This window comes from Nocardia sp. SYP-A9097 (assembly GCF_009649815.1).
In the GTDB taxonomy this organism is placed as follows: Bacteria; Actinomycetota; Actinomycetes; order Mycobacteriales; family Mycobacteriaceae; genus Nocardia.
On the sequence record NZ_WJIC01000030.1, the window covers coordinates 51,040 to 65,077 of the forward strand.

The window sequence follows — 14,038 nt, forward strand, 5'->3', positions numbered from 1 at the left end:
CGGAGCTCGGCGCGCATCGACGTGTCAAAGGGCAGGCCAGTCACGGCCTGCCCCTTACTCACGTGCGATAAATCCGAGTCAGCGGCGCCAGTCGTCGTAGTCGTCTTCGTCCCAGCTCGACTGCGAGTCCTTCGCATCGTGCTCGTCGGAAAGCACACCACTCCGCGGCAATTCGGAGGGACTTCCTCCCAGCTCCTTTTGCAGGCTCTGGAAGTCGGTCGGCGCGGAGCTGTACTTGAGCTCGCGTGCCACCTTGGTCTGCTTTGCCTTAGCCCGGCCACGGCCCATGGCTGACCCCCTCATGTCACTGCGGGGCGGCCTGGGGTGGTTTGGCGGCCCCGTTCGAATTAATAATCTTCCTGACAGACACTTTAGCGTGTGTCGGGCGGTCTCGCTTCCAGGAGTGGGGGACAAACCGTCGAAGCGCCACCCGCGACCGGAATTCGCGGCTCCGGCGGAGCCACGCGGACGGGGCGGTGCGAGGGGCCGGGGCGGCCTAGAACACCCCCGGGACAGCGCGGATGACACCCACCCGGGCCGCACCGCCGAGCACCGCCGGCGCGGCCAATTCCGAGTGCTCATCGGTCCACTCGATACCCATACGCTGCAACAGCGCGAGCGTCAGCGGCAATCTGGCGCGATCGGAACCGTCATCGATCTTGTACGCGAAGGCCGAACCATCCGGCAGCGCGCCCGCGTGCACACCGTCCGCGCCGATCTTGCAGACCAGGCCCGGCGTAGCCGACATGACTCGGAAATCCGGGCCGTCCGTGCCGGAAATCACTCGCGGATGCGCGCGAATCGCGTCCGCGACTCGCCGCTCCGGGCTATTTTCCGGCGCGGTCGCCAGCGTGGCGTAGGCCCGCGCCAGATTCACCAGGGACACCGGCACGATCGGCAGACCACAACCGTCGATCCCGAGATCGGACTCCGGCTCACCCGTCACATCGGTGATGGTGGCCAGTACCGCCTGCTGCAACGGGTGCGCGATATCGAGGTAACCGGTCGTCGGCCAGCCGTTGATCCGGCAGGTCGCGAGCATGGCCGCGTGCTTGCCCGAACAGTTCATGAAGATCCGCCGGGCCGCCTTACCGCGCTCACGACCGGCCAGCGCCTGAGCCCGCGCCTGCTCCTCGAAGGGAAGATCAGGCGGGCATTCCAGCTCGTCCTCGGTGAAGCCGAAACGATCCAGCAGCCGCTGCACCAGATCCACGTGATCGGATTCACCGAAATGTGAGGCGGTCGAGATGGCCAGCTCGGCGCTGTCCACGGGTTCGAAACCATTGCGCAGCAGCGTCAGCGCCTGCATCGGCTTATTGGTCGAGCGCGGGAAGATCGGGCCGTGCACCGCGCCCACGCCCACCAAGGGTTCGCCATCGGGGCGCAGCACGACCGCCGACCCGCGATGCACGCACTCGCGGAAACCCGAGCGCACCACCTCGACCAGGTCCGCGTTCACGCCCGGAACTCCTGGTGCACTCATGCGGTGGCCTCCTGCTCTCGTTGCTCGGCCGCGCGCGCGGCATTGGCGTGCCTGCGGCGGTGCCGGTCGATCTGCATGCGCACATCATCGGAGAGCGTCGGCTCGGATTCCAGGAGCAGTTCCAGGCGGGCCATATCCGCGCCGGTGAACAGATCGCGGACGGTGACGCCGTGCGCGGGCACGTGCACCACCCGTACCTCGTCATCCGCGCCGATCGTGCCCTCGGTCAGGACGCGCAGGTACGCACCCGTATTCGACTGTGCGGTGAACCTTTTCACCCACTGTTGCTCACCGGACCAGTGCTGGAAGGTCGCGCACGGGACGCGCGGGGCGGATACCTCCAGCACGGTGTCGCCGATGGCCCAGTGCGCGCCGAGCACGGCATCGCTCACCGGAATGCCTGTGACGCGCAGGTTCTCGCCGAACCAGCCGGCCGGGAGTTCCCGACCCAGCCGGCCGGACCAGCCGTTGGCGTCCTCTTCGGCATAGGCGTAGACGGCCTGGTGCACGCCGCCGTGATGCTCGGTATCGCAGACGTGATCGCCGTCCAGGCCCAGACCGCGCACCGGAACCCGGTGCGGCACCGGACGTTTGTCGATCGCGGTGCGACCGACCCGGGTCGGTACTTCGAGTTCCGCGCGCACCACACAGACCGCCAGCACGCGTCCCACCACCGCGGCATTGCCGCCTAGGGGATCGCTCACGGTGCCGACAGCCGGGCCGGTAGTGGCGCGGGAATCGGCACTCATCGGCCGCGCAGCCTTTCGACTGCGAGCCTGCCCGCTTGCGGTTCGTCATGGGCGGGAACGGAATCCGGGTCGATGGCGGCCGCGCACGGGCCCACCTCGAGCGGAGTATCCGCCGGGACATTACGTTTCACCAGCGCCAGCGCGATGGGACCGAGTTCGTAGTGGTCCACAACCGTGCCCAGCACGCCCACCGCACGCCCACCGGCGGTCACGGCATCACCGGTGACCGGACGGGAGTCCGCGGAGCCGTCCAGATGCAGCAGCACCAGATTGCGAGGCGGCTTGCCCAGATTGTGGACGCGGGCCACCGTCTCCTGGCCGCGGTAGCAGCCCTTGTTCAGGTGTACCGCGCCATGCTCCTCGATACCGCCCACCCAATTCGCCTCATGCGGGATGGTGCGGTCGTCGGTGTCGATACCGACGCGCGGGCGCAGCGCCGCCACCCGCAGCGCCTCGAAAGTCCAGCTGCCCGCTGCCTCCGCGCCGGCCGCACGCAGTCGCGTCCACCAGGTGGTGAGCTGATCGCGGGGGACGAGCAGGTCGAAGGAGTCAGCGGTGGGCCAGGGCATGCGGCGCACGAAGCCGCCGCCGGGCAGCGCCACGGCCTGATAGATATCGGGAAGGGTTGCGATACCCAGGGTTTCGACCAGGTCCCGCACGCGCGGGCCGAGCAGGCTCAGCACCGCGTGATCGGGTGCGGCCTCGGGCTTGGCGTCCGCCCAGAACACCATCTTCCGCAGGAACGCCAGCAGATCGGGCCCGCGCGAGGCCTCGGTATCGATCCAGAGGGTGCCGTCCAGATCGGTGAGCACGAAGTGGTGCAGTACGCGGCCGTTCAGATCCAGATCCAGATCCTCGGCGGACTGCCCGTCACCCAGATCGGCGACGGCCTGACTGGAGATGGTATTGAGCCAGCTCAACCGTTCTTTACCGGTGATGCTCAGCACGAACCGATGCGATCTGTCCACGACGACCGCGCGCTCGACGGCGACGCGTTGCTCGCCCAGCGGATCTCCGTAATGCCACGCGACGGCCGCATCCGGTGATTCGGGCGGCCCCGCGACAGCCCCTGGAACCTGAAGAATCGGACTGGGTGCTACCTCGAAGGACACACCCCCACCCTAGCTGTGTCTAATTTGCGCCGCCTGCGGCGTCGCGGTTCGCGGCCCTCGAAGGCTCGGTTCTTCACTCCTCCGGTCAGTCGCTGCGCTCCCTCCCTCCGTCGCTCCAGAACCGAGCCGGGCCACGAACTTGGTGGTTTTGTGCTTATTCGGGATGGGTATCCGGGGGTGCTCTGTATTGGCGGGTTGGCGTTTTTTGCCGTTCGGATATCGCTCGTCGGCGGGGTATCTGTCCTAAGGTCGGTCGCATGGTGGAACGGGTTCTGGTGACTCTCGACGGCGCGATCCGGGATCCGGACGCGCCGCTTCTGTATGCGGACGATATCGGCGCGTTGCGCGGCGACGGGATATTCGAGACGGTGCTGGTGCGGGGTGGTGTGGCCTGCGCGCTGGAGCTGCATCTGGCTCGACTACGCCGTTCGGCGCAGGCCCTCGAACTGCCCGCCCCGGATCTGGACGCGTGGCGGTTCGCGGTGGAGCTGGCGGCCGAGGAATGGGGGAGCGAGCAGGAGGGCATGTTGCGCATGGTGCTCACCCGCGGGCGTGACAGCGATCACGGAACAGCTAATAGAAAATCTTCAGCAAACGCAACTGGAGCGCTGTCCGGGGCCGAACCCGCCACCACCGGTTACGTTTTGGTGGCTCCGGTGCACGAGCGCGTGAAAACCGCTCGCAGCGAAGGTGTTTCGGTCATCACGCTGTCACGCGGCATCTCCATCGATTTGGCGCAGGCCGCGCCCTGGCAGCTGCTCGGGGCCAAAACCCTCTCGTACGCAACGAATATGGCCGCCCTGCGGTTCGCTCGGCGGATGAACGCCGACGACGTGATCTTCACCAGCACCGAACATCGCGTGCTGGAGGGTCCGCGCTCGACTGTGGTTGTGCAACGCGAGAATCAGCTGATCACCCCGCCGGCACGCAATGGTGTGCTGCCCGGCACCACGCAGCGGGCACTGTTCACGCAGGCCGAGAAGGCCGGTTGGGACTGCCGCTACGAACCGCTGTTCACCGCGGACCTGATCACCGCCGACAGTGTCTGGATGCTGTCCAGTATCACCTTGGCCGCGCGGGTGAAATCGCTGGACGGACTGCGCATGTCGGCTCCGGGCAATGCCGCCGAGATCATCGCGCTGGTGGATCGTGGCATCGCACTGCCCGGGAGTATCGCGGATTGGTGATCTGATTCGAGAGGCTTTTTCCGGAACCTCGGCTATCCAAGGTCCCCGTCTTCAGGGTCCTTGGCCAGCGATTCGTCACAAATCGGCAAACTTGCAGCACGCTGTGGCGCGTCACATGTTGATCTGAAATACGAACGGCGTAGGGTCAATTACTACGTCATGTCGTAGATCGGCTGGAGGTCGGATGAGCGTCGTTGATTTAGCGCGCTGGCAGTTCGGAATCACCACCGTCTATCACTTCATCTTCGTGCCGCTGACCATCGGACTCGCGCCGCTGGTGGCGGGCATGCAGACCGCATGGGTGATTACGGGCAAAGAACACTGGTACCGCCTCACCAAGTTCTTCGGGAAACTCTTCCTGATCAACTTCGCACTCGGCGTCGCCACCGGCATCGTGCAGGAATTCCAGTTCGGCATGAGCTGGAGCGAATACTCCCGCTTCGTCGGCGACGTCTTCGGCGCACCCCTGGCCATGGAGGCCCTGGTCGCCTTCTTCCTCGAATCCACCTTCCTCGGACTGTGGATCTTCGGCTGGACCCGACTGCCGAAGAAGGTGCACCTGGCCACCATCTGGGCGGTCGCCATCGGCGTCAACGCCTCCGCGTACTTCATCGTCGCCGCCAACTCGTTCATGCAGCACCCGGTCGGCGCGGAGTACAACCCCAACACCAAACGCGCCGAGCTGACCAGCATTTGGGAGCTCATCACCAACAACACCACCCTCGCGGCCTTCCCGCACGTGGTCGCCGGAGCGTTCCTCACCTCCGGCACCTTCGTCGCCGGAATCGCCGGCTGGTGGATGGTGCGCCGGGTCCGGCAAGGGCAGAAGGCAAGTGACACAGCGCCTGTCGAGGAGGCCCGCACCATGTGGCGGCCCGCCGCGCGCATGGGCCTGTACGTGGTGCTGGCCGCCGCGGTCGCGCTCAGCATCACCGGTGACATCCAGGGCAAGCTCATGTTCAAACAGCAGCCCATGAAGATGGCCTCGGCGGAATCGTTGTGCCACACCGAAACCGACCCGGACTTCTCCGTCCTGACCATCGGCACGCACAACAACTGCGACAGCGTCAACCACCTCATCGAGGTGCCCGGCGTGCTGCCGTTCCTCGCCGAAGGCAAATTCAGCGGCGTCACCCTGGACGGTGTGAAGGATCTGCAGGTCACCTACAACGAGAAGTTCGGCGTCGGCGACTATCGGCCCAACCTCTTCGTCACCTACTGGTCCTTCCGCGCCATGATCGGCTTTCTGGCCGGCTCGATCCTGTTGGCACTGGCCGGATTCTGGGTCACCCGGCGCGGCCGGGTACCGGAACAGCGGTGGTTCTCCTGGCTGTCGCTGATCGCCATCGTCACCCCGTTCCTGGGCAATATCTCCGGCTGGGTATTCACCGAAATGGGCCGCCAGCCCTGGGTGGTCGCACCCAATCCCACCGGGGACCAACACATTCGAATGACGGTGCAGCAGGGCGTCTCCGGCGTCACCGCGGGCACCATCGTCACCTCGCTCATCGTCTTCACCCTGCTGTACGGCCTGCTCGCGGTCGCGTGGTTCTACCTCATGCGCCGCTATGTCGTTGCGGGACCGGAGCATCCGGCCCCCGCCGACGCCGGCCCGCGCATGACCGGGGACGCCGTCGACAAGCTTTCCTTCGCCTACTAGGAGCCGAGGATGAGTCTCCCTGAATTCTGGTTTCTACTGATCGCGGTGCTCTTCACCGGCTACTTCGTACTGGAGGGGTTCGACTTCGGCGTCGGCATGCTCATGCCGATCCTCGGTAAGGGCTCCGAAGTGCGAAAGCGCGTGGTGCTCAACACCATCGGACCCGTATGGGACGGCAATGAGGTGTGGCTGCTCACCGCCGGTGGCGCCATGTTCGCCGCCTTCCCCGAGTGGTACGCCAGCCTGTTCTCCGGGTTCTACCTGGCGCTGCTGCTCATTCTGGTCGGCCTGATCGCCCGCGCCTGCGCCATCGAATGGCGCAGCAAGATCAATGACGACAAATGGCGGGTGTGGTGCGATATCGGCATCGGGCTCGGCTCCTGGATCCCCGCTCTCGCATGGGGATTGGCATTCGCGAATATCGTGCGCGGCGTGAAACTGAACGAGCACAAGCAGATCGGCGGGAACCTCCTGGATCTGCTGAACCCGTACGCCCTGCTCGGCGGGCTCACCACCCTGCTGCTGTTTATGCTGCACGGTGCGCTCTTCATCGCGCTCAAGACCGGCAATGAAGTACGCGACGACGCCCAGGCACTGATCCGAAAACTGTTCGTGCCCACCGCCGTTGTGGTCGCCGCCTTCGGCATCTGGACCCAGCTCGCCTATGGCGAGGGCTGGACCTGGATTCCACTGGCACTGGCCGTGGTCGGACTCCTGCTGGCCGGATTCGCGGCGACACAGGGACGGGACGGCTGGGCCTTCGCCGGCACCGCCCTCACCATCGCCGGAGCCACCGCACTGCTGTTCGGATCGTTGTTCCCGAATGTGCTGCCCTCCACCATCGACGCCGCCTTCAGCCTCACCGTGGACGGCCGCGGCGGGACCGTCTCGGCCTCCTCCACGCACTACACGCTGGTGGTGATGAGCTGGGTCGCGGTGGCCATGGTGCCGGTCGTGCTGATCTACCAGGGCTGGACCTACTGGGTATTCCGCCAGCGCCTCACCGTGGAACAGATCCCCGCTCCCATCGGGCTCCCGCTCGAATCCGCTCGAACCGATGCCTGAGAACTCCGAACCGCAACGCACAGTACGGAACTGAACAGATGGCACGACCGGTAGACCCGCGCCTATGGCGGCACGCCCGCTCGGCACGCACATATCTCGCGCTGAGCGTCGGCCTGTCGCTGACGACCACACTCTGCATCGTGGTCGCGGCACTCGCCCTGGCGCGGGTCCTCGCCGGAGTCATCACCGATCCGGCCCGCCGCGATATCGGCTCCTGGACAACGGAACTGGTGGTGTTCGCCGCCGCCGTGCTGATTCGAGTCACGGCCACCTGGTGGCAGTCCCGGCTCGCGCACCGCGCCGGAGCCGAGGTCGTCGCCGAACTCGAGACTGCGGTCCTCACCGCGGGTGCGCATCTGCCGCCCCGCGAATTGGAAAGCCGCCGAACCGAATTGGCCGTGGTAATCGGCAACGGCCTGAGCGGCCTGCGCGCCTACCTCGCGGGATATCTTCCCGCCCTGCTGCTCTCAACGCTGGTCCCGCCGATCGTGCTGGCCGTCATAGCCGTCCACGACTGGATCTCCGGCGTGATCATCCTGGTCACCCTGCCCCTGATCCCCAGCTTCATGATCCTCATCGGCCTGCTCACCCAGGGCCGCGCCAATGAAACCCTGGCGGCCACCACCCGCCTATCGGATCAACTCCTGGACCTGTTCGCGGGTATGCCCACCCTGCGCGCCCTCGGACGTGAAACCGCCGGCACCACAGCCGAACTCGACCAGACCGCAGCCGGTCAACCCGCTCGCACCATGCAACACCGCGTCCGAGAACTCGGCGATTCACTGCACAAGCGCACGATGTCCGCGCTGCGCATGGCCTTCCTGTCCTCGATGGTCCTGGAAATGCTCGCCACCCTCTGCGTAGCCCTGGTAGCCGTCTCCATCGGCCTGCGCCTCGTCTTCGGCGATATGGGCCTGTACGCCGGAGTGCTCGCCCTGATCCTGGCCCCCGAGGTCTACCTCCCACTCCGCGCGGTAGGCGAACGCTTCCACGCCGCCCAAGACGGAATGGCCGCCGCCGAAAAAGCTTTCGCCGTCCTCGACCCGAATACAGCCCCCACGCCGCCCCGACAGGTGCCCGCCACCGCGCCCCAGGCCGACCCCCAGCGCCCCGAGCCCGTCGTCTCGACGGACCGGGAATTCCACGGCCGCATAGAAATTCGCGACCTCACCGTAGCGGCGCGCGACGGGGCAGCCCCGGACAACCTCTCAGCGATCCTGCGCCCGGGCGCGGTCACCGTCTTGACCGGCCCAAACGGCAGCGGCAAATCCACTGCCCTGCAAGCGATCCTCGGCCTGATCACCCCCGATGCCGGAGCGGTGACGGTCGACGGAACCCCCGTCCCGGCCCTCGCCCCCGAACAATGGTGGTCCCACGTCGCCTGGCTACCCCAGCGCCCCGTCCTGGTCCCCGGCACCCTCCGCGACAACCTCGAACTCCTCGGCCCACCCGCCGACGACACCCAACTCGACGAAGCCTGCCGCGCAACCGGATTCGACACCGTCCTCGCCGAACTCCCCGCAGGCTGGAAGACCATGGTCGGCGCGAGCGGCACCGGCCTCTCCCTGGGTCAACGCCAGCGCCTGGCCCTGACCCGCACCCTCGCTGCCGACCGCCGAATTCTCCTGTTGGACGAACCCACCGCCCACCTCGACTCGGAGGCGGAGGATCGCGTGCTCGCGGCCCTGGTGGCTCGCGCGCATGCCGGATCGACCGTGGTGATCGTGGGCCACCGCCCCTCGATCCTGGCCATCGCCGATCACATGGTCCCGGTACAGGCCACCGCATCCGGCGGCGAAGAGCCGCATTCCGGGGTGCGTCGAGTAGCGCCTCCCGTGTCAGCCACCGTGGGTCCTCGTCCCGCCGCGACAACGAAAGACGCTGCGGGCCGGGAACTCTCGCTCATTCCGCGAGCGGCCGCGAAGTCGACCGGCACAGATTCCACTGTTGAGCGCCGAGTCACGTCCGAGCGGCGCAGCGATACGGAGGTAGGTGTGCGATGAGCGGGGTATTGGCGGACTTCCGGCGGATCAGGGAATTGCTCGAGCTGTCCAAGGGGCGGCTTGCGCTGTCCATTGCCTGGGGTGTCGCCGCGCTCGGGAGTGGGCTCGGGCTCGCGGCACTCGCGGCCTGGCTGATCGCGCGGGCCTGGGAGATGCCGCCGGTGCTGGATTTGAGCATCGCGGTGGTGACGGTGCGGGCGCTCGGGATCTCGCGCGGGGTGGCGCGGTACCTGGAACGGCTGGCAACCCATGATGTGGCGCTGCGCTCGATGAGCCTGGCACGAACCACCACCTACCGCACCCTCGCCGCCGCTGATATCTGGCGGCCACGCCGCACGGGTACCACCGAAGTGTCCGAGCGCGAGGGTGATCCGACCCAGCTGCGACGGGGTGAGTTGCTCGGTCGGGTCGGGTCGGATATCGATGACCTGGGTGCGGTCGTCGTGCGAGCCTTCGTGCCGATCGCGGTCGCGGTGGTCCTTTCGCTGCCGGCGGTGACGCTGCTGGCCTTCATCTCGATTCCGGCGGCACTGATTCTGGCTGTGGCCCTGACGGTTTCCGGGATTGTCGCGCCCTGGTTGTCGACTCGGGCCGCGCGGGAGGCGGAGTTGGCCGTGCGGGCGGATCGGACCGAGTTCACCGCCGAGGCATTGACCGTGCTGGATCACGCACCCGAATTGCGGGTGGCCGGAAGGCTTTCCGGTGCCATCGCGGCGGCCGAACGGGCCGGGCAGCGGGCTGTCGCGGCCGAGGACCGGGCGGCGGCACGCAGCGCCTGGTCGGCCGCGGTGCTGCCACTGTCGATCGGTGCGAGTGTGCTCGGTTCGCTGCTCATCGGGATCGCGCTGTACGGCAATGGAACTATCCTCGCCACCAAGGGTTTTCAGACCATCGCGGGTGGCGGGATCACGCCCATGGCGTTCGCGGTGCTGGTGCTGGTGCCACTGTCGGCGTTCGAGGCAGTGGCGGTGCTGCCCGCCGCCGCGCAGGCGCTCACCACCGGCCGTGCCGCATTGCACCGCCTGGCTCGGCTCGAGCAGCCCGAAACCGTGCCCGTGGCAATGGATCTGCCGCCACGGCCGGAAGGGCGCAGAATCGCCGTTACGGGGCCGAGTGGGGCGGGTAAGACCACACTGCTGATGGCGTGGGCGGGATTGTTCGATACGCCTCGGCCCGGGGTCACGTTCTTCGCCGAGGACGCGCACATATTCGGGACGACCGTGCTGGAGAATCTGCGGGTCGCGCGCGGTGACATCACCCCGGTCGAGGCCGAAGGCGCGCTGCGCGCAGTCGGAGCCGGGGAGTGGCTGGATTCGCTGCCCGAGGGTGTGGAGACCGATCTCGTCGGGGGAGCGGCCGCGGTATCGGGTGGTCAGCGCCGCCGCATGCTGCTGGCTCGCGCACTGCTGTCCCCGGCCGAGGTGCTGCTCCTGGATGAACCCACCGAGCATCTGGAGGCCGAGCCGGGCGCGGAGTTGCTGCGCCGACTCCTGGATCAGGACAGCGGTCTGGTCGCACCCGAACGCACGGTTGTGGTTGTCACGCATCAGCTTCCGGCCGACCACCGCGCGGACACGATCGTGGAAGTCGCCGCGAACTCAACGGTCTCCATCCACCGTTTTATTCCGGTAAACCAGCACTGACCTGCGATTTCGCGGAGCGGGAAAATACGTTGCCGCTTCCTGTCCAGCCGACTAGTTTCGTCTGTACACAGGAAGGAGGTGGTTCGAATAATGAGTAATTCGAGGACGCGTGAGGTGGCTGCCAGCTAGGCGCCTCCGCTGCAACGGATTCTCGTAGCGCGAGCGCTGAGCGAATCCCAGGCAGTCACCCGGCCCCCGAGTCCCAGATCTTGTCCGATCTGGATCGCGTGAGTTGCATCCGCGATATGACTCGGGGGTCGTACCTGTTTCCAGGGCAGAACGATCGAAAAAGGCTGTGTACCAGCCGAAGACGACTATCCGACGTAACGCTGCAAGCGCGCCGACAAGCGCGGCTCGAGGGCGCCGTCCGGAGCGATGCGCTCCTCGACGTAACCCAGATCGCCACCCTCGACAATGCCGTAGAGCCGCTTGGCCCCACCGACCACGATCCCGGACTGACTGCGAATCACCACATCGGTGGCGAGCTCCCAGGAGGACTGGGTCAGCGCCTGACCGTAGAAGAGCTCGACAATCCCCGACGCGTGCGTGAGCAGCAGTTCGAGCACCTCGTCGTCACCGTCGATACCGACCCGCCAGAACCCGCTCTCACGCAGATCCGGTCCGGCGTACTCGCCCTCGGTGTTGATGACCCAGGAACGCGCTTCCCAGGTGAGGTAGTCGCCGCCATCGTGCGAGACGATGATCTGCTGACCGAAGCGGTAATCGCCGGTCTCGGGATCATTGCCCTCACCCTCACCGCGCCACACACCCACCAGGGGCAGCAGCGCGAGCATGGACGAGCTCAGATCCGGACCGAGTCGCAGATTGGCGGTGTCGATCGGCAGCGGTAGGCCGTCGAGCGAGGGAATATTCGTCGCACCGGTGACCTTGGCACGCTCGGCGGCCTCGGCTACAGCCTGATCACCACTGCGACGCTCCGCATCGCCGCCACGGCGAGCACTCAGCTCGTCCGGCGTTGTCTGATCGGTTGTCTCGTTGCCGACGTTCTCGCTCGCCGGTTCGCTCACGACTCGGTGAACAGCCGGTAGAGGACGTACAGACCGAACCAGGCGATCAGCACGGAGACGAGAACCAGCAGAATCTCGAAGGTAAGCACCACAATCCGGAGTCTAATCGCACCGCATCCCAGGCGCGAAAACGGGCCTGTGTCGCATGCGTGATATCCGTCATGCCCGGACGCGAGAACGGCCCCGGGAAGTGAATCCCGGGGCCGTTCAAGATGATTCGCGTGCCTTACTTGGCTACGGTCACGTCCACGTTGTGGATGCCGTTGCCCTCGGGCGCGATCTCGGTGGTGCCGTTGCCCGAAGACGACAGCGCGCGGATGGTCCAGGAGCCCGGCGCCGCGAAGAAGCGGAAGTCGCCGGTGCCCGAGGCCACGACCTCGGCGGTGAAATCGCCATTGCCGTCCAGCAGGCGGACGAACGCGCCACCGACGGTCTGGCCGTCAGCGGTCAGGACGCGGCCGGTGATGACCGTTTCCTTCTCCACGTCGACGCCCGCCGGAATGGCCTGTCCCTGGGTAGGTGCTGCACACATATTTGATTACGCTCCCAACTCGATCGGTACACCGACGAGGGAGCCGTACTCGGTCCAGCTCCCGTCGTAGTTCTTGACGTTCTTGTGGCCCAGCAGCTCCTGCAGCACGAACCAGGTGTGCGAGGAACGCTCACCGATGCGGCAGTAGGCGATGGTCTCCTTCTCGCCGTCCAGGCCCGCATCCTTGTAGATGGTGGCGAGCTCGGCGTCGGACTTGAAGGTGCCGTCCTCGTTCGCGGCCTTCGACCACGGCACGTTGATGGCGGACGGGATGTGACCCGGACGCTGCGACTGCTCCTGCGGCAGGTGCGCCGGGGCCAGGATCTTGCCGGAGAACTCGTCGGGCGAACGCACGTCGACCAGGTTCTTCACGCCGATGGCATTGACGGCCTCGTCGCGGAACGCACGGATGGACAGGTCCTGCTCGCTCGCCTTGTACGAGGCGGCCGGGCGCACCACGACATCCTTGACCAGCGGGCGGCCGTCGAGCTCCCACTTCTTACGGCCACCGTCGAGCAGCTTCACGTCCTGGTGGCCGTAGAGCTTGAAGTACCAGTACGCGTACGCCGCGAACCAGTTGTTGTTGCCGCCGTACAGCACCACGGTGTCGTCATTGCCGATGCCGCGGGTGGAGAGCAGATCGGAGAACTGCTCGCGATTGACGAAATCGCGGCGGACCTGATCCTGCAGGTCCTTCTTCCAGTCCAGACGCACGGCGCCCTCGATGTGCCCCAGGTCGTAAGCCGAGGTGTCCTCGTCGACCTCTACGAGGACGACTCCGGGGGTGTTCAGGTTCTCTTCGACCCAGTCTGCGGAGACCAGGACATCGGAGCGAGCCATGTTGTTCCTTTCGGGGTGGTGCCGGGTCAGGCGGTGGGAGTGGGGGTGGTCGGCGCGGTCTTGAACCGCGAGACGAGGGGGTAGATCTTGCAGCCCAGGCAGATACCGAAGGCCGCGTTCAGGAACGCCGCGAACAGCGCGAAACCGGCGAAGATCGCGCCCGCCACGGGAACTCCGGCGGCGAAGCCGAGCACACCGAGCACGGCGAAGATCAGGCCGACGAGTTGCGCGAACCGCAGCGGCGCAACGGGTTCCACCTCGAGGGCGGGACCGACGCGCGGCGCGACGAGGTTCGCGTAGATCCGGCCGTACGGGCTGCGGCGCGGACCGGTCGCCGCGCCGAGCGCGAAGACCACGGCCTGAGCGGCCAGCAGCACCGCGGCGGCGGGGACGGAGAAGGCGGCGACGATCAGTACCAGAGCCAGCACCGCGGTGGTGATCCAGGCGGCGAAACGCGGGCCGCGAACATCGACCTGCCCGGTGGGCGGGGAAGCGGTAATGAGGTTCGACATATGTGTACTCCTGCGCGAAGTGGTTTATTGGTCATTTCGCCGGAGGATCTTCTGCAGATCGCTCATACGGCGGGACACACCCGGTCGGCGCGAGGATTAGGGCAAACGAAAGGCCGACCGGCTAGCGGCACAGGCAGCAACAACCACCGAGCCGGCACAGGTCTACCGTGCGGCGTCGGGTGAGCATCAGCTCGAGGTTGGTTTGCACGAGAGGGAGTTTACCC

At 66.5% G+C, this 14,038-nt stretch carries 13 protein-coding genes; 5 read left to right on the top strand and 8 right to left on the bottom strand.

Features of this window, described 5'->3' with window-relative positions; genetic code table 11:
- Positions 1-78: 78 nt before the first annotated feature.
- From GFY24_RS34705 to GFY24_RS34720, 4 genes are all read right to left on the bottom strand, one after another.
- A complete protein-coding gene (locus tag GFY24_RS34705; protein ID WP_153809335.1) occupies positions 79-288 on the bottom strand; it encodes a DUF3073 domain-containing protein in 210 nt (69 codons plus the stop codon).
- 208 nt (positions 289-496) lie between these two features.
- Positions 497-1,459, bottom strand: coding sequence for an asparaginase (locus GFY24_RS34710; protein WP_309231690.1), 963 nt, complete (start codon positions 1,457-1,459; stop codon positions 497-499).
- A gap of 20 nt (positions 1,460-1,479) precedes the next feature.
- Entirely contained in the window at positions 1,480-2,157 is a 678-nt protein-coding gene (locus GFY24_RS34715) for an MOSC domain-containing protein (protein WP_309231691.1), read from the bottom strand.
- Between the two features lie 71 nt (positions 2,158-2,228).
- Entirely contained in the window at positions 2,229-3,344 is a 1,116-nt protein-coding gene (locus GFY24_RS34720) for a folate-binding protein (protein WP_309231684.1), read from the bottom strand.
- A 257-nt stretch (positions 3,345-3,601) separates the two neighbouring features.
- On the opposite strand from GFY24_RS34720, the gene GFY24_RS34725 reads away from it, so the two are divergent.
- The 5 genes from GFY24_RS34725 (at position 3,602) to GFY24_RS34745 (ending at position 10,902) form a co-directional block, all read left to right on the top strand.
- The gene (locus GFY24_RS34725; RefSeq protein WP_153809338.1) at positions 3,602-4,531 is read left to right on the top strand and encodes an aminodeoxychorismate lyase; all 930 of its coding nucleotides are present in this window, start codon (positions 3,602-3,604) and stop codon (positions 4,529-4,531) included.
- A gap of 184 nt (positions 4,532-4,715) precedes the next feature.
- Positions 4,716-6,191: a cytochrome ubiquinol oxidase subunit I gene (locus GFY24_RS34730; RefSeq protein WP_153809339.1), complete on the top strand. Its 1,476-nt coding sequence runs from the start codon at positions 4,716-4,718 to the stop codon at positions 6,189-6,191.
- A 9-nt stretch (positions 6,192-6,200) separates the two neighbouring features.
- Positions 6,201-7,256: a cytochrome d ubiquinol oxidase subunit II gene (gene cydB, locus GFY24_RS34735; protein WP_153809340.1), complete on the top strand. Its 1,056-nt coding sequence runs from the start codon at positions 6,201-6,203 to the stop codon at positions 7,254-7,256.
- A 38-nt stretch (positions 7,257-7,294) separates the two neighbouring features.
- Complete coding sequence (gene cydD, locus GFY24_RS34740; protein ID WP_153809341.1) at positions 7,295-9,259, top strand: thiol reductant ABC exporter subunit CydD; 1,965 nt, start codon at positions 7,295-7,297, stop codon at positions 9,257-9,259.
- Entirely contained in the window at positions 9,256-10,902 is a 1,647-nt protein-coding gene (locus GFY24_RS34745) for an ATP-binding cassette domain-containing protein (RefSeq protein ID WP_153809342.1), read from the top strand. The genes cydD and GFY24_RS34745 overlap by 4 nt, the downstream gene beginning before the upstream one ends.
- A 314-nt stretch (positions 10,903-11,216) precedes the next feature.
- On the opposite strand, the gene GFY24_RS34750 is transcribed toward GFY24_RS34745, so the two are convergent.
- The 4 genes from GFY24_RS34750 to GFY24_RS34765 all read right to left on the bottom strand — a co-directional run bounded on the left by GFY24_RS34750 (position 11,217) and on the right by GFY24_RS34765 (position 13,814).
- Positions 11,217-11,930 carry an FABP family protein gene (locus tag GFY24_RS34750; protein WP_375336142.1) on the bottom strand — a complete coding sequence of 238 codons (714 nt, stop codon included), beginning with the start codon at positions 11,928-11,930 and terminating at the stop codon, positions 11,217-11,219.
- Between the two features lie 226 nt (positions 11,931-12,156).
- A complete protein-coding gene (locus GFY24_RS34755; RefSeq protein ID WP_153809343.1) occupies positions 12,157-12,462 on the bottom strand; it encodes a DUF1416 domain-containing protein in 306 nt (101 codons plus the stop codon).
- Between the two features lie 6 nt (positions 12,463-12,468).
- Complete coding sequence (locus GFY24_RS34760) at positions 12,469-13,302, bottom strand: sulfurtransferase (protein WP_153809344.1); 834 nt, start codon at positions 13,300-13,302, stop codon at positions 12,469-12,471.
- A gap of 26 nt (positions 13,303-13,328) precedes the next feature.
- Complete coding sequence (locus GFY24_RS34765) at positions 13,329-13,814, bottom strand: DUF4395 domain-containing protein (protein WP_153809345.1); 486 nt, start codon at positions 13,812-13,814, stop codon at positions 13,329-13,331.
- Between the last annotated feature and the right edge of the window lie 224 nt (positions 13,815-14,038).